The 18663-nt window shown below is 71.9% G+C and carries 16 protein-coding genes; 8 read left to right on the forward strand and 8 right to left on the reverse strand.

All coding sequences use genetic code 11. The features are described from left to right. The first annotated feature begins 138 nt into the window (after window positions 1-138). From ACPT94_RS20130 to ACPT94_RS20140, 3 genes are read left to right on the forward strand one after another with little or no spacing between them, the layout of a single operon-like run. Window positions 139-1506, forward strand: coding sequence for an FtsW/RodA/SpoVE family cell cycle protein (locus ACPT94_RS20130; protein WP_360337381.1), 1368 nt, complete (start codon window positions 139-141; stop codon window positions 1504-1506). A gap of 52 nt (window positions 1507-1558) precedes the next feature. Further along, window positions 1559-3016 carry a penicillin-binding transpeptidase domain-containing protein gene (locus ACPT94_RS20135; protein ID WP_425246460.1) on the forward strand — a complete coding sequence of 486 codons (1458 nt, stop codon included), beginning with the start codon at window positions 1559-1561 and terminating at the stop codon, window positions 3014-3016. 45 nt (window positions 3017-3061) lie between these two features. Next, on the forward strand, window positions 3062-3589 hold the full coding sequence (locus tag ACPT94_RS20140) for a DUF3291 domain-containing protein (protein ID WP_360337377.1): 528 nt from the start codon (window positions 3062-3064) through the stop codon (window positions 3587-3589). 145 nt (window positions 3590-3734) lie between these two features. Here ACPT94_RS20140 and ACPT94_RS20145 read toward each other — a convergent pair whose 3' ends face one another. Next, window positions 3735-4589, reverse strand: a complete 855-nt coding sequence (locus ACPT94_RS20145) for a DUF3824 domain-containing protein (RefSeq protein ID WP_360337375.1) — start codon at window positions 4587-4589, stop codon at window positions 3735-3737. A 118-nt stretch (window positions 4590-4707) separates the two neighbouring features. Here ACPT94_RS20145 and ACPT94_RS20150 point away from each other — a divergent pair, with 118 nt between their 5' ends. From ACPT94_RS20150 to ACPT94_RS20165, 4 genes are all read left to right on the forward strand, one after another. Next, window positions 4708-5646: an AurF N-oxygenase family protein gene (locus tag ACPT94_RS20150; RefSeq protein ID WP_360337373.1), complete on the forward strand. Its 939-nt coding sequence runs from the start codon at window positions 4708-4710 to the stop codon at window positions 5644-5646. Window positions 5647-5861: 215 nt separating this feature from the next. Further along, on the forward strand, window positions 5862-6512 hold the full coding sequence (locus tag ACPT94_RS20155; RefSeq protein ID WP_360337371.1) for a TetR/AcrR family transcriptional regulator: 651 nt from the start codon (window positions 5862-5864) through the stop codon (window positions 6510-6512). 14 nt (window positions 6513-6526) lie between these two features. Beyond that, window positions 6527-6829: a hypothetical protein gene (locus ACPT94_RS20160; RefSeq protein WP_360337369.1), complete on the forward strand. Its 303-nt coding sequence runs from the start codon at window positions 6527-6529 to the stop codon at window positions 6827-6829. Window positions 6830-6932: 103 nt separating this feature from the next. Beyond that, window positions 6933-8108: a C40 family peptidase gene (locus tag ACPT94_RS20165; protein WP_425246461.1), complete on the forward strand. Its 1176-nt coding sequence runs from the start codon at window positions 6933-6935 to the stop codon at window positions 8106-8108. On the opposite strand, the gene ACPT94_RS20170 is transcribed toward ACPT94_RS20165, so the two are convergent. Genes ACPT94_RS20170 through ACPT94_RS20190 form a run of 5 tightly spaced genes read right to left on the reverse strand, consistent with a single transcriptional unit; the run spans window position 8092 to window position 14271 of the window. Then, window positions 8092-9348, reverse strand: coding sequence for a styrene monooxygenase/indole monooxygenase family protein (locus tag ACPT94_RS20170; protein WP_360337365.1), 1257 nt, complete (start codon window positions 9346-9348; stop codon window positions 8092-8094). The two genes, ACPT94_RS20165 and ACPT94_RS20170, sit on opposite strands and share 17 nt — an antisense overlap. Window positions 9349-9379: 31 nt before the next feature. Beyond that, a complete protein-coding gene (locus ACPT94_RS20175) occupies window positions 9380-10027 on the reverse strand; it encodes a GTP-binding protein (RefSeq protein ID WP_360337363.1) in 648 nt (215 codons plus the stop codon). Continuing rightward, window positions 10008-10436, reverse strand: a complete 429-nt coding sequence (locus tag ACPT94_RS20180; protein WP_360337361.1) for a DUF742 domain-containing protein — start codon at window positions 10434-10436, stop codon at window positions 10008-10010. Before ACPT94_RS20180 ends, ACPT94_RS20175 begins: the two co-directional genes overlap by 20 nt. Further along, window positions 10436-10936, reverse strand: coding sequence for a roadblock/LC7 domain-containing protein (locus ACPT94_RS20185; RefSeq protein ID WP_360337360.1), 501 nt, complete (start codon window positions 10934-10936; stop codon window positions 10436-10438). The genes ACPT94_RS20180 and ACPT94_RS20185 overlap by 1 nt, the downstream gene beginning before the upstream one ends. Next, window positions 10933-14271: a sensor histidine kinase gene (locus ACPT94_RS20190; RefSeq protein ID WP_425246468.1), complete on the reverse strand. Its 3339-nt coding sequence runs from the start codon at window positions 14269-14271 to the stop codon at window positions 10933-10935. Before ACPT94_RS20190 ends, ACPT94_RS20185 begins: the two co-directional genes overlap by 4 nt. A gap of 356 nt (window positions 14272-14627) precedes the next feature. On the opposite strand from ACPT94_RS20190, the gene ACPT94_RS20195 reads away from it, so the two are divergent. Further along, complete coding sequence (locus ACPT94_RS20195) at window positions 14628-15413, forward strand: protein phosphatase 2C domain-containing protein (RefSeq protein WP_360337358.1); 786 nt, start codon at window positions 14628-14630, stop codon at window positions 15411-15413. Window positions 15414-15437: 24 nt separating this feature from the next. Here the strand turns inward: ACPT94_RS20195 and ACPT94_RS20200 are convergent, their stop codons facing one another. Further along, entirely contained in the window at window positions 15438-15929 is a 492-nt protein-coding gene (locus tag ACPT94_RS20200; protein WP_360337356.1) for a MarR family winged helix-turn-helix transcriptional regulator, read from the reverse strand. A gap of 161 nt (window positions 15930-16090) precedes the next feature. Then, window positions 16091-18514 (reverse strand): endopeptidase La, encoded by a 2424-nt coding sequence (lon, locus tag ACPT94_RS20205; RefSeq protein WP_425246462.1) that lies wholly within the window; start codon window positions 18512-18514, stop codon window positions 16091-16093. Window positions 18515-18663: the final 149 nt, after the last annotated feature.

Below are 18663 nucleotides of genomic sequence, written 5' to 3' on the forward strand. Positions count from 1 at the left end.
ACGCACGACGGCCGGACTTCGCCTTGCGCCTGAGGTTCGGCGCACCGCATCCCCACGGTCTGGGCCGTCACCCCGCCGGAGCCGACCCGAAAATCCTTCCAAGGCTCACAAGGATCAACATTTGGGTAAGTTCCGGACATGACGCAAGCCGGAGCCGAAGCCCCCACGCGGGCGCTCGACGGGTCGGATCCCGCGGCGCGCCTCCCCCGGCGCCGCGGCATCGAGCTCGCCCTCATCGTCCTGGCCGTCCTGCTGTCCGTGTACGGCTACTGCGCCGTCGGCCTCGCCAGGAACGGTGGCCTCCCGCCCGGGGCCGCCGGTTACGGCGCCGGGCTCGGCGTGCTCGCGGTGCTGGCGTATCTGACGGTCCGCTGGCGCGCCCCCCACGCCGACCCCCTGCTGCTGCCCATCGCCGTACTGCTCAACGGGATCGGCCTGGTGCTGATCTACCGCCTCGACCTGGAGACCCCCGGCGACCGGGCGGCGCCCACGCAGCTGGTGTGGTCGACGCTCGGCGTGGCCCTGTTCCTCTTCGTGGTGGCCGCCCTGCGCGACCACCGGGTGCTCCAGCGGTACGCGTATGTGAGCGTGGTCGCCGCGCTGGCCCTGCTCACGCTGCCGATCTTCTTCCCGGCGGTCAACGGCGCCCGCATCTGGATCCGGATCGCCGGGTTCTCCATCCAGCCGGGTGAGTTCGCGAAGGTGCTGCTCGCGGTGTTCTTCGCCGCGTACCTGGCGGCCAACCGCACGGCGCTGGCGTACGCGGGCCGGAAGATCTGGTGGATGCAGCTGCCCACCGGCCGGGTCCTCGGACCGATCGTCGCGATCTGGCTGCTCAGCGTCGGCGTCCTCGTCCTCGAACGCGATCTCGGCACCTCGTTGCTCTTCTTCGGCCTGTTCGTCGTCATGCTCTACGTCGCCACCGGCCGCACCGGCTGGATCGCGGTCGGTCTGCTGCTGGCCGTGCTCGGCGCGGTCGCCGTCGGCCGGCTGGAGCCGCACGTGCACAGCCGGGTCGAGGACTGGCTGCACCCGTTCGCCTCGATCGAAGCGGGCCAGGGGCCCAACCAGCTCGCGCAGTCCCTGTTCTCGTTCGCCGCCGGCGGCGTCCTCGGCACCGGCCTCGGCCTCGGCCACTCCACCCTCATCGGCTTCGCCACCAAGTCCGACTTCATCCTGGCGACGGCCGGCGAGGAACTCGGCCTGGCGGGCCTGTCCGCGCTGTTCCTGCTGTACGGCCTGCTGGTGGAGCGCGGCTACCGGGCGGGCCTGGCCCTGCGCGACCCCTTCGGCCGGCTGCTCGCGGTCGGCCTCGCCTCGATCGTGGCGCTCCAGGTCTTCGTCATCGCGGGCGGGGTGACCGGCCTGATCCCGCTGACCGGCATGGCGATGCCGTTCCTGGCCCAGGGCGGTTCGTCGGTCGTCACCAACTGGGCGATCGTGGCGCTGCTGATCCGGGTGAGCGACTCGGCGCGGCGGCAGTACGACGGAGAGGTGGCGCCATGAGCCGACGCCCGCGTCACCGGGCGACCCGGCCCAGAGGCGGGGCGCGCCGGTGATGACCCGTCACATTCGGCACGCCGCCGCCTTCTGCGCCCTGCTCCTGGCGGCCCTCCTGGTCAACGCCGCCCGCGTCCAGGTCGTCCGCTCCGCCTCCTACGACGACAACCCGGCCAACCGGCGGGCCGCCATCGCCCGCTACGGCCAGCCCCGCGGCGACATCCTGGTCGGCGGCGCCCCGGTCACCGGCTCCCGGGACACCAGGGAGCAACTGCGCTACGAACGCACCTATCGCGAGGGGCCGTTGTACGCGCCGGTGACCGGCTTCTCCTCGCAGGTGTACGGCACGACGTTCCTGGAGCACACCGAGGACGGCGTCCTGTCCGGCACGGATCCGCTGCTGTCGCCGTTCCCGCTGTGGAACGACTTCACCCGGTCCCGGCCGCCCGGCGGGAACGTCGTGACAACGCTCAACGCGCGGGCCCAGCGGGCGGCGTACCAGGGGCTGGCCGGGCGCAAGGGCGCGGTGGCGGCGGTGGAGCCGACGACGGGACGGATCCTGGCGCTGGTGACGGCGCCGTCGTACGACCCCTCGGTGCTGTCCGGGAACGGGCCGGGCGTGACGGAGGCCTGGGCGCGGCTGAACGCCGATCCGGACCGGCCGATGCTCAACCGGGCGGTGCGGCAGACGTATCCGCCGGGGTCGACCTTCAAGGTGGTGACCGCGGCGGCGGCGCTGGACGCGGGCGTGGTCAGAGACCTCGACGCGGCGACCGACTCCCCCGCGCCCTACCGGCTGCCCGGGACGACGACGACCCTGACGAACGGGTGGGAGAAGTGTGCGGACGCCTCACTGCGGGACGCGTTCATGTGGTCGTGCAACACGGTGTTCGCCAAGCTCGGGGTGGACGTGGGGCTGACGGGCATGGTGGCGACGGCGGAGGCGTTCGGTTTCAACGCGGCGGATCTCCGTATCCCCTTCTCCGTGTCGCAGAGCACCTTCGACACCTCGCTGGACCGGGCCCAGTTGGCGCTGTCCTCGATCGGGCAGTACAACACCCGCGCGACGCCTCTGCAGATGGCGATGGTCGCGGCGGCCGTCGCCAACGGCGGGCAGGTGCGCCCGCCGTATCTGGTGGAGCGCACGACCCGGTCGGGCGGGTCGACCGTCGCCACGGCCGGGGCGCGGCCTGCCCGGCAGGCGATGTACCCGTCGACCGCGCGACGGCTGCGGGCGCTGATGACGGACGTGGTGCGCAGGGGCACCGGCACGAACGCCGCTATCCGCGGGGCGACCGTCGGCGGCAAGACGGGCACGGCCCAGCACGGCATCGGCAACGCCGGGAAGCCGTACGCCTGGTTCGTGTCCTGGGCGCAGGCCGATCGGGAGCTGGAGCCGAAGGTGGCGGTCGCGGTGGTGGTGGAGGACTCGGCGGCCAACCGGCGGGACATCACCGGGGGCGGACTGGCGGCGCCGATCGCGCGGGCGGTGATGGAGGCGGTGCTCACGTCGTGAGACGGGGGGTTCCGGCCGGGTCAGGTCCGTCATACCTTCTCGCTCATGACTGAAGCCGCCGCTCCCGCTGACGCCGCCGCCGCTTTCGAACTCGCCCAGGTCAACCTCGCCCGCCTCAAGTTCCCGCTGGACTCACCCGAGTTGAAGGACTTCGTCGACGCCCTCGACCCCGTGAACGCCGACGCGGACACGGCGAACGGCTTCGTGTGGCGGCTGCAGTCCGAGGGCGGCGACGCCACGGACATCCCTGTCTTCGGCGACAGCTGGCTCATCATCAACATGTCGGTGTGGCGGGACGCCGACGCCCTCACCGCGTACATGTACCAGGGCCGCCACCGCGAGATGCTCTCCCGCAGGCGGGAGTGGTTCGAGCGCGTCCAGGAGGCGATGGCGACCCTGTGGTGGGTCCCGGCCGGCCACCGCCCGACGGTCGCCGAGGCCGAGTCCCGGCTGCTGCACCTGCGCACCCACGGCCCGACGCCGTACGCCTTCACCCTGCGGACGTCGTTCCCCGCGCAGGGGGCGGAGCCGGTCGCCTTCGAGGTGCCGGAGGATCTGGGGTGCTCGGTCTAGGGCGTGTTTCGAAAGTAGCGTCGTCTGCCCGAAGGGCAGGCCCGGCGGCGTCCGGAGCGTGCGTGCCAGGCGTCGCCGGGCAGACGGGACTTTCGAAACACGTCCCGTGTGAACAACCCTGCGGGTCAATACACCTAGCGGGTCCCTAGAGGGCCTTGCGGGTCTCGGAACGGACCTTGAGGGTGGTCTCGGCGGCCGCTTCGAGGTCGACGTCGGAGGGCTTCTGGGTGACGGTCTCCGCGGTGATCTCGGCGACCACGGCAGCCGTGTTGCCGTCCGCCCAGGCGCAGACCGGGTACGTCAGCGTCGTGCCGAGTTCCTCCTGGGTGACGACCTCGCAGGTGACCGTGGTGTCCGAACCGCTCGGGCGGAAGTCCTTCGGCTGCACGGCCATCTTGAGGCCGTCGACCTCGGTGACCCCCTTCAGCATGCTGTCGCGGTTCTCGTCCGTGTTCTGGAACCGGCCGTACATGCCCGAGACCACCAGCGCGCCCTCGGCCTCGTCACCGCCGAGGGCGTACTGACCGACCTTGGAGTCGGTCACCTTGGCGTCCCAGGCACCGTCCATCTCCTCCTCGATCTTCTGGCCCTCGGTGTCGGAGTGGTCGTCGGTGAGTTCGTAGCGACCGTCGAGCAGGGTCTTGGGCAGGGTGAGCTGGTACTCGGCCTCGGGGAAGTTGCTTTCGACGCTCGCCCCGATCACCGCGAGCGCCACGACGCCCGCAACGACCACGCCGAGGACTCCGCCGACGATGCCGAGGACGAGCCCGATCCGCCGCTTCCTCGGGGGCGGCGCCATCGGCGGGACTCCCCATCCGTAGGGCTGCGGGGGGTACGGGGCGCCGTACGGCTGCTGGCCGTGGGGTTGCGGCCCGTACGGGCCGGGGGCGTAGGGACCCTGCGCATGCTGCGGGGGCGGGCCCTGCGGGGGCTGGGGGCCCTGCTGGCCGTAGGGATTCTGCGGCCCGTAGGGGCCCGGAGGTGGCGGAGGCGTGGACACGTCAGCACGTTACTCCATGCGTATGACACCTCACCCTGGCGGCCCGGTCTCCGCACTCCTGGGCGAAGTCACGCGCGAAGGATTGACGGCCTTGCTGACAAGCAGTCTCATAAGAGCCATGACGACCCTCACGGATGCCGAGGCGCTCGACGGACTGCGCGACGCGCTCGGCCTGCTCAAGGACCGGGAGCAGGTGGCCGAGCGGCTGCTCGCCTCCTCCGCGAAGCACTCCTTCGACCCGGACAAGGAGCTGGACTGGGACGCTCCCTTCGAGGAGGGCAAGTGGTTCTGGCCGCCGGAGCTGGTGTCGCTGTACGACACGCCGCTGTGGAAGCGGATGGGCGAGGAGCAGCGGATTCTGCTGTCCCAGCACGAGGCGGCGGCGCTGGCCTCGCTGGGCATCTGGTTCGAGATCATCCTCATGCAGCTCCTCGTCCGGCACATCTACGACAAGGCGGCGACGAGCGCGCATGTGCGGTACGCGCTCACCGAGATCGAGGACGAGTGCAGGCACTCGAAGATGTTCGCCCGGCTGATCGCGCGGGGCGGGACGCCGTGGTATCCGGTGAGCCGGGTGCACCAGAACCTGGGACGGCTGTTCAAGACCGTCTCGACCACGCCCGGATCCTTCACGGCCACTCTCCTCGGTGAGGAGGTCCTCGACTGGATGCAGCGGCTGACCTTCCCCGACGAGCGGGTGCAGCCCCTGATCCGGGGCGTCACCCGCATCCACGTGGTGGAGGAGGCCCGGCACGTGCGGTACGCCCGCGAGGAGCTGCGCCGCCAGATGGTGACCGCGCCGAGGTGGTCGCAGGAGTTCACGCGGGTGACGTCGGGAGAGTTCGCCCGCGTGTTCTCGATCGCCTTCGTGAACCCCGAGGTCTACACGAACGTGGGGCTGGACCGGCGAGAGGCCATGGCACAGGTGAAGGCCAGCGGCCACCGCCGCGAGGTCATGCAGACAGGCGCGAAGCGCCTGACCGACTTCCTGGACGACATCGGGGTGCTGCGCGGGGTCGGGCGACGGCTGTGGAAGTCGTCGGGACTGCTGGCCTGACCCTCACCCGGCACACCCGGACCACCACCAAGCGACTGACCGCCACGCGGCGGAGCCGCACATCGACACAGCCTGGACGACATCGGGGTGCTGCGGGGGGTCGGGCGACGGCTGTGGAAGTCGTCGGGGCTGCTGGCCTGAACACCGCACCGGTCCCCCTCCCCGGGACTGCTCGCGGAGGCGCACAGCGGGAGCGGGCGATTACCCTGCACGTCATGACCCCCGCCGCCCCCGCCTACCGTCGTCTCAGTGTCGAGGAGCGGCGCAGTCAGCTCCTGGACGCCGCGCTCTCCCTCTTCGCGCACCGCGTCCCCGAGGACGTCTCGCTGGACGACGTGGCGGAGGCGGCCGGGGTGTCCCGACCGCTGGTCTACCGGTACTTCCCCGGCGGCAAGCAGCAGCTGTACGAGGCCGCCCTCAGGTCCGCCGCCGAAGAGCTCCAGCACTGCTTCGACGAACCCCACACGGGCCCCCTCCTCCCCCGCCTCGCCCGCGCCCTGGACCGCTACCTCACCTTCGTCGCCCGGCACGACGCCGGCTTCAGCGCCCTCCTCCAAGGCGGCAGCGTCGTCGAGACCTCCCGGACGACCGCCATCGTGGACGGCGTACGGCGGGTCGCGGCCGAGCACATCTACAGCCACCTCGGGGTGACCGCGCCCGGCTCCCGGCTGCGGATGACCGTCCGGATGTGGATCACCGCCGTCGAGGCGGCCTCGCTGATCTGGCTCGACGAGGACAAGCAGCCGCCGGCCGAGGAGCTGCGGGACTGGCTGGTGGAACAGTTCGTCGCCCTCCTCACGGTGACCGCGGCCCGGGACCCCGAGACCGCCGACGTGGTGCGGGCCGCGCTCTCGGCGCGGACCTGATCGACACTGGTGCCGTGAAGAGCGAAGACACCCCCTTCGAGGGCGGCCCCATGGACGGCCGTGTCCTCCCCGTGCTGCTGGGCATCACCGGCCACCCGCCGAAGACGTACCGCATCCCCGTCCCCGACGCGGCCGGCGGCCCGCCGACCGTCCTGGTGTACCGCCGTGTGCCCCGCGGCCACAGCGGGAAGCTCGGCCTGAGCCGGGGGTGGAAGTACGAGTACGCCCCCGAAGGGGAGGTGCGCCGCGCTCCGAAGTGGCCGTGGTCGAAGCCCGACGCCACGCCGGGCGGCAAGCGGGATGACGCCGACGGGTGACTTCCTTGCGCCGAACCGCGCAGACCTGACCCACGGATCGCACCCGCGCACCTGATGCTCGCCCTGCGGGGCGGAGGGGCCGCCCCGCAGCGGAGGTGATGACGTGTCAGGAAGGCTGCTGCGTCGGGTCTGCACGGCCTGGACGACGACGGCGCTGGCCGCGCAGGCCGTACTGCTCCCGGCGGTCGCCGTGGCCGCACCGGCGCCCCCCGAGCCCGGCGAGCGCTCGGTGGCGGAGCTGCTGACGGACCTTCAGAAGCTGTACCGGCGGGCGGAACAGGCCACCGAGGCCTACAACACCACCGAGGAGAAGCTGAAGGCACGCAAGGCCGAGGCCGACCGCCTCAACGCCCAACTGGCGAAGACCCGTCTGTCGCTGCAGGAGAGCCGGGTCGCCGCCGGACGCCTGGCCCGGCAGCAGTACCAGAACAGCACCGACATCTCCCCCTACGTACGGCTGCTGCTCGCCCGCGATCCGCAGCACGCGCTGGAGCAGGGGCATGTGATCGGTCAGTTGGCGCGGGAGCGGGCCGAGACGGTGCGGCTGCTGGAGGGCAGCGAACGCAAGGCCGACCAACTGGCCCGCCGGGCCCGCGCGGCCCTCGACGAACAGCTCACCCTCACCGCGCGCAGGAAGAAGGAACGCGACGACGTACGCCGCCGTCTCGACGCCGTGGAGAAACTGCTCGCCTCTCTCACCGCCCGCCAGCTCACCGCCGTCGCCGCACTCGAACGCGACGGCGTCGCCAAGGCCCAGAAGACGTTCATGGCCTCGGGCGCCCTCGGCGGCACCCGCCCCCCGTCCGCCGAGGGCGACCGGGCCCTGCGCTACGCCGTACGCCAGCTGGGCAAACCGTACGAGTGGGGCGCGGAGGGCCCGTCCTCCTACGACTGCTCGGGCCTGACGTCCCAGGCCTGGAACCAGGCCGGAACGCCGATCCCCCGCACCAGCCAGGAGCAGTGGGCCAGACTCAAGCGCATCCCCCTGACCGAGCTGCGCCCCGGCGACCTGGTCATCTACTTCCCCGAGGCCACGCACGTGGCGATGTACCTCGGGGACGGGATGGTGGTACAGGCGCCCCGCACCGGCGAGAAGATCAAGGTCTCACCGATCGCGTCCCATCCGGTGCTGGGTGCGGTACGCCCGGATCCGGGTGGAAAGCCCCTCAGCGACTACACCCCGCCGAGGGTGCCCGGCGTAGCGGCGCCGGGCCCCGCCACGCACGATCCGCGGCCGCCGGCCCGCCACGCCCCCACGGCGATCAGGCCCCGGCCGTGACCTCGGAGAGATACGCCGCCGTCTTCTCCGGCTCGTAGAAGAAGTTCTCGAAGTCGGCGGGGTCGTTGAACCCGTTGGCGAAACGATCAGCCACCGGCTGAAGCTGCCCGGCGGCGCCGATGAGGTTGAGGATGTGCTCCGGCGGCGGAGCCAGCATCGCGTTGGTCCACTTGGTGACGTGCCGCGCGGTGTCCCAGTACCGGTCGAACGTGGCGCGCATCCACTCCTCGTCGAACTCCTTCTCCCCCCGCTCGAGGATCGAGGCGAGATAGGAAGCCGCGCACTTGGACGCCGAGTTGGAGCCCTGCCCGGTGATCGGGTCGTTGGCGACGACGACGTCGGCGACGCCGAGGACCAGGCCGCCGCCGGGCAGCCGGCCGATCGGGTTGCGGACGGTGGGCGCGTAGCGCCCGGCCAGCGTGCCGCCGGCGTCGGTCAGCTCGACCTTGGTGGCCCGCGCGTACTCCCAGGGCGTGAACTTCTCCATGAGTTCCAGGGTCAGGGAAAGGTGCTCCGCCGGGTCCTTGACGCCGTTGAAGACGTCGAGCGGGCCGCCGGGTATGCCCTCCCAGAAGAGGATGTCGGCGCGGCCCGAGGTGGTCAGCGTGGGCATGATGAACAGCTCGCCGACGCCGGGGACGAGGTTGCAGCGGACCGCTTCCAGGTCCGGGTGCTCCGGGCGCGGGCCCAGGCCGTGGACGTACGACACGGCCAGGGCGCGCTGCGGTTCGCTGTAGGGGGACCGCTCCGGGTCCCGGGCGAACATCTGCACGAGCTCGCCCTTGCCGGCCGAGACGAGGACGAGGTCGTAGGTGCGGGAGAAGTAGTCCAGGTCGGAGACGGCCGCGCCGTGGATCACCAGCTGGCCGCCGCGCTGGGCGAAGGTCTCCATCCAGCCGGCCATCTTCACCCGCTGGTCGACGGACTGCGCGTATCCGTCGAGCCTGCCCAGCCAGTCGATCGCGCGCTGGGTCGGACCCGGGTCGTGCGAGCCGGGGGCCGCCACCGAGACCCCGAGTCCCTCGATCTTCGGGGCCTGCTGCTCCCAGAAGTTCAGCTGGAGGTCGCGCTCGTGCTGGAGTGCCGTGTGGAACATGCACTGCGTCGACATCACCCGGCCGGAGCGGATCTCGTCCGCGGTCCGGTTGGACATCAGGGTGACCTCGTACCCGTGCGACTGGAGGCCGAGGGCGAGCTGGAGGCCGGACTGGCCGGCTCCGACGACGAGTATCTTCCGCATGCGGGGGTGTCTCCTAGGTGGCCGGGGAGGCCTACTCGGGGGTTTCGTCGAGCGCGTGGCCCACCAGGGCCAGGAGGGTCTCGATCACGGAGATCCGGCGACGCGCGTCCATGATCATGACAGGTATGTGCGGAGGAATCGTGAGGGCCTCGCGGACATCCTCCGGTTCGAAGAGCTCGCTGCCGTCGAAGTGGTTGACGGCGACGACGTACGGCAGTCCGCAGCTCTCGAAGTAGTCCAGCGCGGGGAAGCAGTCCTTCAGGCGGCGGGTGTCGGCCATGACGACGGCACCGATCGCGCCGCGCACCAGGTCGTCCCACATGAACCAGAACCGCTGCTGGCCCGGCGTGCCGAACAGGTAGAGCACCAGGTCGTCGTCGAGCGTGATGCGGCCGTAGTCCATGGCCACGGTGGTGGTGAGCTTGTCCGGGGTGCCGGTGAGGTCGTCGGTCTCCTCGCTGGCCTCGGTCATCAGCGCCTCCGTCTGGAGGGGCGTGATCTCCGAGACGGTGCCGACCAGGGTGGTCTTGCCGACGCCGAAGCCGCCCGCCACCACGATCTTGGTGGCGATGGGCGCCCGGGTGCGGTCCGTCTGCCAGGCCTTCAGGTTCTCGTCGGGCTCGTCGACGAGGGGGGATACGCCGAAGGAGGTGTCGGCGTCAGAGACGACGGAGTCCACTCAGCACCCTTTCCAGCAGAGCGCGGTCGGGACGGCCCGTACCGTGACCGGTCCCGGTGCCGTACACACGGATCTTTCCCTGGTCCGCGAGGTCGCTGAGGAGCACGCGGACCACGCCGAGCGGCATCTTCAGCAGCGCGGCGATCTCGGCCACCGTACGCATGCGGCGGCACAGTTCGACGATGGCCCGCAGCTCCGGCATGACCCGGGTGCTGAGCGAACCGGCCGTCAGTTCCTTGCGTTCCTCGGGGGCTTCGAGTTCGGCGGTGGTGGCGACGAAGGTCTCGACGAGGAGGACGTGACCGAAGCGGGTACGGCCGCCGGTCAGCGAGTAGGGACGGACGCGGGCGGGCTTGCGGTCGCCGCCGCGGACCGGGAGCTGCTTGCGGTTCCTCGGTGAGGTGCTCATCAGCTGCTCCCCGTCGTCGCGGACTCCAGGGACTGCCTGAGTTCGCTGCGGAGCTCGGGGGTCAGGACGTGGCCGGCGCGGCCGACGAAGAGGGCCATGTGGTACGCCACCACGCTCATGTCGCAGTCGGCGGAGCCGTGGACGCCGAGGAGTGAGCCGTCGCTGATCGACATGACGAAGAGGCTGCCCTCGTCCATGGCGACCATCGTGTGCTTCACGCCGCCGAACTCCATGAGCTTGGCGGCGCCGATGGTGAGGCTGCCGATGCCGGAGACGATGGTGGCGAGGTCGGCGGAGGAGCCGCGCGGGCCGGTGGGTTTCACTCCGCCGGCCCGGCGGGCCGCGTGGATGCGGCCCGGGTCCGAGGAGAGCAGGAGCAGGCCGTCGGAGGAGACGACCGCGACGGACTGGATGCCTGGTACTTCCTCCACGAGGTTCGTCAACAGCCAGTGCAGGTTGCGGGCCTCACTGCTCAGTCCGAAGGTACTGGGCGCGGTCAACTGCTTGCCTCCTCGACTGTGCCCCCCGTGTCTTCTTCGGCGTGTGCGTGTGCGTGTGCTGCTTGAGGTGCTTCAGGTGCGTGAGGTGCTTGAGGTGCCTTGTTCTGGGCCGTCTGTTCGGCGATTTCCGCTTCTACGTCGCGGTAGCCGGCCTCCGCCCCCCGGCGGAAGCCGCCCAGGCGGCGGCGGAGGGCTTCCGCGTCCACGGAACCGGACCGCTGGCGCGGGGCCGGGGTGGGTGCGGTGAGTTTGGGTGTGCGCTTGGGGAGGCCCTTGTCGGTGAGGAGCTCGTCCGGAGCGTCGGGGGTGCGGGTGTGCTCCGCCTCGGCCTCACCTCCGGCGGGCGCGCGTCCACCCGCCCCACCCGTGCCGCTTTCGTCGCCGGGTGCGAGTGGCCCCTGCGGGGCGACCACGCCGTCGGCGGCCGCGGGTCCGGGGGTGGTGCGGGGCGCGGTACCGGCCACGGATGCGGTGCGGGGCGCGGTCGCCGGGCCCGGGATCGGGCGATCCGCGGGTGACGGGCCGGGGATCGCGTGGTCCGTGGCCGACGGGCCGGGGACCGCGTGATCCTCGCCTGACGGGCCCGGGACCGTGCGGTCCGTGGCTGCCGGGTCGTCTGTCGTACGGTCCGCAGCCACCCGGTCGGCAGCCCAGCCGTCACCGGCCGGCAGGCCGTCGGCAGCCCGGCCGTCGTCGGACGGCAGGCCGTCGGCTGCCCGGCCGTCGTCGGACGGCAGGCCGTCGGCTGCCCGGCTCTCGATTGTCCGGTCGGCGGCATCGTCCTCCGCCGCCGACCGACCACCGCCCACAGCACCCGTGGCCGCCAGGTCCTCGGACGCCCGGTCGCCGGCCGCCTGGTCGGCAGCCCTGCCGTCCCCGTTCGGCAGACCGTTGTCCACGGGGCCCCTGGCCGGCCGGTCGGCGGCCCTCGGGGCATCGGCCGTGTGGGCCGTGGCCGACGGGTCGGCGTCGGTTCCGGGCTGCCCCGTCCGGTCCGTCTCCCCAGGCGTCTCCGTCTCCCCTTGCGGGCTGGGGAGCAGGAGTTCCATCGTCGTCTCGGCCGGGGTTTCCGACGCGGCCTTGCGTACGGCCTTCTCGGCCAGGGTGACCAGGGGGTCGGGGTTGGGCTTGGGGCGGGCCGGGAGGACGTTGGAGTTGGCCTCGGCGTCGGCGCCCGGGAGAGAGAAGGCGCCGGTGGAGGGGGAGGTCGGGGCGGTCGCCGGGATCGCGGCGGTGACCGGGGCCGGGGCGAGCAGGGGCGTCGGGAGCACGACCACCGCCGCCACACCGCCCTGCTTCTGCTCGCGCAGTTGCACACGCACCCCGTGCCGGTGGGCGAGGCGGGCGACGACGTACAGGCCGAGTCCGAGGCCGTCCTCGCCCTCCTGGTCGTAGGGGGTGTCCGGGTCGAACTCGGTGAGGCGGGCGTTGAGGCGGGTCAGGCGCTCCCCGGTCATGCCTATGCCCTCGTCCTGGACGGAGAGCATGACCTCGCCGTTCTCCAGGAGCCAGCCGGAGACCTCGACGGGCAGGTCCGGCGGGGAGAACGAGGTGGCGTTCTCCATGAGTTCGGCGAGGAGGTGGCTCAGGTCGTCGGCGGCGAAGCCGGCCACGTGCGCGTGCGGAGGGAGCGCGGAGATGCGGACGCGTTCGTAGCGTTCGATCTCGCTGACCGCCGCCCGGACCACGTCCACCAGTGGGATCGGGCCCGCGTGCTGCTGGACGTGCTCCGTGCCCGCCAGCACCAGGAGGTTCTCGCTGTGCCGGCGCATGACCGTGGCGAAGTGGTCGAGCTTGAAGAGGGTGGCGAGGCGGTCGGGGTCCTGCTCGCGCTCCTCCAGGCCCTCGATGACGGTGAGTTGGCGCTCGACGAGGCCGAGGGTGCGCAGGGAGAGGTTGACGAAGGTGCCGCTGATGCTGGTGCGCAGCCGCTCCAGCCGGTCGGCGGCCTCGGCGAGTTCGGCGCGCAGTTCCTCGCGGGCGTCGGCCATCTTCTGGCGCTGCCCGACGAGGTGCTTGCGGTCGGACTCGAGGGTGGTGACGCGCTCGTGGAGGGCGACGGCGTGCTCGTGCAGAGCGTTGACGGAGCGGACGACCTGGGCGAACTCGTCGTTGCGGCCGGTGAACCTCACCGGTTCCTCGGCGGCCGGGTTCTCGGCGCCGGCCAGCCGGGCGGAGCCCAGGCGCAGGACGGCGAGCGGGCGGGTGAGGCTGCGGGCCATCGCGGTGGCGATGCCGACGGCGATCAGCGTCAGCGCGCCGAGGAGGGCGATGCGGATCTCCAGCGCGGTGACGTCGTCGTCGCGCAGCTGGGCGAGGTCCTTGGTGCGGCGGTCGTAGAAGGAGGACTCGACGCCGCGCATCAGGTCGACGCGGGCGGAGAGCGCGGCGTCCAGCTTCTTGGCGCTGGTGTCGAGCTCCTTGTCGCTCAGCTTCGGCTGGTCGGTGAGGGTCGTCAGGTATTTCTCGGCGGTCTCGACCTCGCCGCCGGTGACCGTGGAGTCGTAGGACTCGACGGCCGACTCCGGGGCGCTCTCGCGGAAGGCGGTCAGGGCGGCGTCGGAGCGCAGGCGGGCCTGCTGGGCGGCGGCGGTGAGGGCGTCGCGCTGCTTGGTGTCGGCCTCGGAGGAGACGGTCTCGGTGGAGGTCTGGCCGGTGTTGGGGTCGTAGACGCTCTCGGTGGACGTCGGCACGTTCAGCGCCGCGAGCAGCAGCCCGCGGGCCGCGGCGGCCTGCTGGACGGCGGTGTCGAGCTCGGCGAGGGCGTGGGCGCCGGAGCCCGCGCGGGGCGGCATCTGCTCCGCGAGTCGCTCGGCGAGCCCGTGCAGCGCGGCGATGGCCTGCGAGTACGCCTCGTGCGCCTGGACGGCCGTGCTCCTGCCGGTGAGGGCGGCCTGGCGCACGGACGCGACGCCGCCCAGGTCCCTGCGCAGTGCGGCGGGCAGGTCGGTGTCGGCGGTCAGCTCCCGCACCTGCCGGTCCACCCGGGCGCTGCTCTGTCCGGAGGGCGCCTTGGCCTTGGTGCGGCCGGCCGCGATGTAGGTGGTGACCTCGTCCCGCTCGTCGGCGATCGCCTGGGCGAGCGCGAGCGCGTCCTGGGTCTCCTCGGCCAGGGTCACCAGGTCCTGGGAGTCCTTCAACTGCCCCGAGGCGGTGAGGATCGAGGGGGCGCCGGCGCCGGCGATGGCGGCGGCCACGACGGCCGCCGCGACGATCAGCCGATTGCGTACGTGGGTCGGGCGGCCCTTGCCAACAGGGGTGCGCTCCGCGCCCCCTTCGGAGGCCGTCTTGCTGCCTGTGCGCCGAGGCCGCGTCTTCTGCACCGGTGCTCGCATTCCTGACTCGTGTGCCATGGGCCGGACGTGACGCTCCGTCAACTGGTGCGTACGTCCGGTACGGTTCCCGACCCTCCCAGTGCCGGTGGGCAGGGATCGCGCATCGCCTGCCCCGCCACCCGAAGGAGTGAACATCCAAGGAGAGTGGGCGGGCAAGTTCCTCTGGCGTGTGCGACGGCCTTGCGCGGAGGGCCGGTTGGACGTGGGCGGCGGGCTTTGGCAGTATTCGCCGCCACACCTTCCCGGAGTGCTTCATTCCCTCCCAAAACAGGCGTCTGACCTGCGAGGGTGTCCCCGCGCGGGGAGTATTGCCAGCCTTTCGCGAAGGGTGTGAAGGGGTCGTGCAGACTGGCTGAATGCGCACGGAACTTGTGTCGGAACCCGGTGACCGGGCCCACCCCAACGAGGACTTCGCGAGCGTCGGACTTCCCGCCTCCGGGCAGGGCGGTTCGCTCGTCCTGCTGGACGGAGTGACGCCGCCGCGGGGCGGCACGGGATGTCTGCATTCGGTCCCCTGGTATACCGCGCGTCTGGGCGGCGCTCTGACCGAACTGACCGTTTCGCTCCCGGATGTTCCCCTGGCCGAGGCACTCGCCGCCGCCATCGCGCGTACCTCCGGCGCCCATGCCGAAACCTGTGACCTTTCTCACCCACGCACCCCACAGGCCACCGTGGTCTGCGCGCGCTGGTCCCCGGAGACCGTCGAGTACCTGGTCCTGTCCGACTCGGCTCTCCTGCTGGCCTCCCCCGACGGCGCGGTCACCCCCGTTCTCGACGACCGCCTCGACCGCCTCCCGCGCGCCCTGCTGGCGAGCGAGGAGATCTGCGACGCGCGGGCCCGCAACAAGGAGGGCGGCTTCTTCACCGCCGCCGCGGACCCGGCGGTGGCCGGCCGCGCGGTCACGGGCGCCCTCCCGCGCGCCGACGTCAGCGCCCTCGCCGCCCTCACGGACGGGGCGACCCGCTGGGTGGAGAAGTTCCGGGAGGGCGACTGGACGGACCTGTTCACCTACGTCCGCAAGGAGGGCCCGAGGGCACTGGTGCGGCGGGTACGGGAGTTGGAGACGGCGGACACCGAGCGGGCGTTCCTGGGCCGCAGCAAGAGGCACGACGACGCCACGGCGGTGTATGCGGAGCTGTGAGGCCCCCGCCGCCCGCCGCCCGGCCTACTTGGCCATGCCTCGGTTCAACTGGTGGAGCAGCCGGGCCAGTTCGGCCACCTCGCCGCGGTCCCAGTGCGCGAGCTGGCTGACGTACCGCGCGCGGCGGGCCTCGCGGACCCGGCTCACGCGGGTGCGGCCCTCCTCCGTCAGGTCGACCAGCCAGGCGCGCCCGTCCGCGGGGTCCGGCTCGCGGGCGATCAGGCCGAGGTGCTCCAGGGCGCGCAGCTGACGGGACATGGTGGCCTTGCCGACGCCGATGTAGGCGGCGAGCTCGGTGGCGCGCTGACGGCCGCACTCCTCCAGCCGGACGAGGAGGCCGTACGCGGCGGACTCCAGGTCCGGATGGACCTCGCGGGCCATCTCCCCCTGGTTGGCCCGGGCGCGGCGCAGCAGCACCGTCAGCTCCCGCTCCAGGGACAGGAACTCCTGGTCCACACCTCTCGGCGACGCCTCGGACACACCTCCGCGTCCGTCGCCGTTTCCGTCCTCGTGCACGTCAGCGCTCCTGATCCGGTTCCGACCCCGATTCTACGTGCGTAGCCCTTCACCAGGCGTGCGGCATTGTCATGCTCACGCCATACTTACGCCTGTCCGTGCGGGGAAGGCCCGGGCCTCCCTCACGAGAGCCCGGGCCTTCGCCTGTCCGATCGCGTCCGTCACGCCGCGACCGGAACCTCGGGCGCCGCCCCGTTCGTCGCCGGGGACAGCGCCAGTTCCAGAACCTGGCGGACGTCGGTGACGGCGTGGACGTCGAGCTTGTCCAGCACCTCCGCCGGGACGTCGTCCAGGTCGGGTTCGTTGCGCTTGGGGATGATCACGGTGGTGACGCCGGCCCGGTGGGCGGCGAGCAGCTTCTGCTTCACACCGCCGATCGGGAGGACCCGGCCGGTCAGGGACACCTCACCCGTCATGGCCACGTCCGTACGGACCAGCCGCCCGGACAGCAGGGACGCGAGCGCCGTCGTCATCGTGATGCCCGCGCTCGGGCCGTCCTTCGGCACCGCGCCCGCCGGGAAGTGGATGTGCACGCCCCGGTCCTTCAGGTCGCCGACCGGCAGTTCGAGCTCGGCTCCGTGGCTGCGCAGGAAGCTCAGCGCGATCTGCGCCGACTCCTTCATCACGTCGCCGAGCTGACCGGTCAGGGTCAGCCCCGCCGCGCCGGTCTCCGGGTCGGCGAGGGACGCCTCGACGTAGAGGACGTCACCACCGGCACCGGTGACCGCGAGCCCCGTCGCGACACCCGGCACCGCCGTCCGCCGCTCGGCCGGGTCCTGGGCGGACTCGGGCACGTGGTGCGGCCGGCCGATCAGGCCGCGCAGGTCATCGTCGGTGACGGTGAACGGCAGCTCGCGCTCACCCAGTTCGTGCTGGGCCGCGACCTTGCGCAGCAGCCGGGCGATGGACCGCTCCAGGTTGCGGACCCCGGCCTCGCGCGTGTACTCGCCGGCCAGCTTGCGCAGCGCGCCCTCGTCGATCGAGACCTCGTCCTTGTCGAGCCCCGCCCGCTCCAGCTGGCGCGGGAGCAGGTGGTCACGGGCGATGACGATCTTCTCGTCCTCGGTGTAGCCGTCGAGCCGGACCAGCTCCATACGGTCGAGCAGGGCCTCGGGGATGGCTTCGAGCACGTTGGCGGTGGCGAGGAAGACCACGTCCGACAGGTCGAGTTCGACCTCCAGGTAGTGGTCCCGGAAGGTGTGGTTCTGCGCCGGGTCCAGCACCTCCAGCAGGGCGGCCGCCGGGTCGCCCCGGAAGTCCGACCCCACCTTGTCGATCTCGTCGAGGAGCACGACCGGGTTCATCGACCCGGCCTCCTTGATGGCCCGCACGATCCGGCCGGGCAGCGCGCCGACGTACGTACGCCGGTGGCCGCGGATCTCCGCCTCGTCGCGGACACCGCCGAGGGCGACGCGGACGAACTTGCGGCCCATGGCGTGGGCGACGGACTCGCCGAGCGAGGTCTTGCCGACACCGGGCGGTCCCACGAGGGCCAGTACGGCACCACCGCGCCGCCCGCCGACGACGCCCAGCCCGCGCTCGCCACGGCGCTTGCGCACCGCGAGGTACTCGGTGATCCGTTCCTTCACGTCCTCCAGACCCGCGTGCTCGGCGTCGAGGATCGCCTTGGCGCCCTGGATGTCGTAGGCGTCCTCGGTCCGCTCGTTCCACGGCAGTTCGAGGACGGTGTCCAGCCAGGTGCGGATCCAGGAGCCCTCGGGTGACTGGTCGCTCGACCGCTCCAGCTTGTCGACCTCCTTGAGGGCGGCCTCGCGGACCTTCTCGGGCAGGTCGGCGGCCTCGACGCGGGCGCGGTAGTCGTCGGACTCCTCGCCCTCCTTCTCGCCGTTGAGCTCGCGCAGTTCCTTGCGGACGGCCTCCAGCTGACGGCGCAGCAGGAACTCGCGCTGCTGCTTGTCGACGCCCTCCTGGACGTCCTTGGCGATGGTCTCGGCGACGTCCTGCTCGGCGAGGTGGTCACGCAGCTGCTGCGTGGCGAGCTTCAGGCGGGCGACCGGGTCGGCCGTCTCCAGGAGTTCCACCTTCTGCTCGGTGGTCAGGAAGGGCGAGTAGCCGGAGTTGTCGGCGAGGGCGGAGACGTCGTCGATGGCCTGGACCCGGTCGACGACCTGCCAGGCGCCGCGCTTGCGCAGCCAGGCGGTGGCGAGCGCCTTGTACTCCTTGACCAGTTCGGTGACGTGGCCGGGCACGGGCTCGGGCACCTTCTCGTCGAGCCGTGTGCCCTCGACCCACAGCGCCGCCCCGGGGCCGGTGGTGCCCGCGCCGATGCGCACGCGGCCACGACCGCGGATCAGGGCACCCGGGTCACCGTCGGCCAGCCGGCCGACCTGCTCGACCGTGCCGAGCACGCCGGTGCTCGCGTACGTCCCGTCGATGCGCGGCACGAGGAGCACCCTCGGCTTCCCGGGCTCCGAGCGGGCGGCGGCCTGGGCGGCCTCCACCGCGGCACGCACATCGGCGTCGTTGAGGTCCAGCGGAACCACCATCCCGGGCAGCACGACCTCGTCGTCGAGCGGCAGCACGGGCAGGGTGAGCGGTGTGAACGCTGCGGACTCAGCAGCCATGATCTCCCCTTAGGCAGTCAAGTTGAGTTATGCCGACTCAATGCATGGCGGCTCCGGATTGTTCCCGGGCCGCAGTTCGCTGTGAGCGATCACGTCTGCCACACGGGACACAGGACGGCATATCGTCGTGACAGTAATAGATGCTATCG

It is taken from the genome of Streptomyces aurantiaciflavus (assembly GCF_049808595.1).
In the GTDB taxonomy this organism is placed as follows: Bacteria; Actinomycetota; Actinomycetes; order Streptomycetales; family Streptomycetaceae; genus Streptomyces.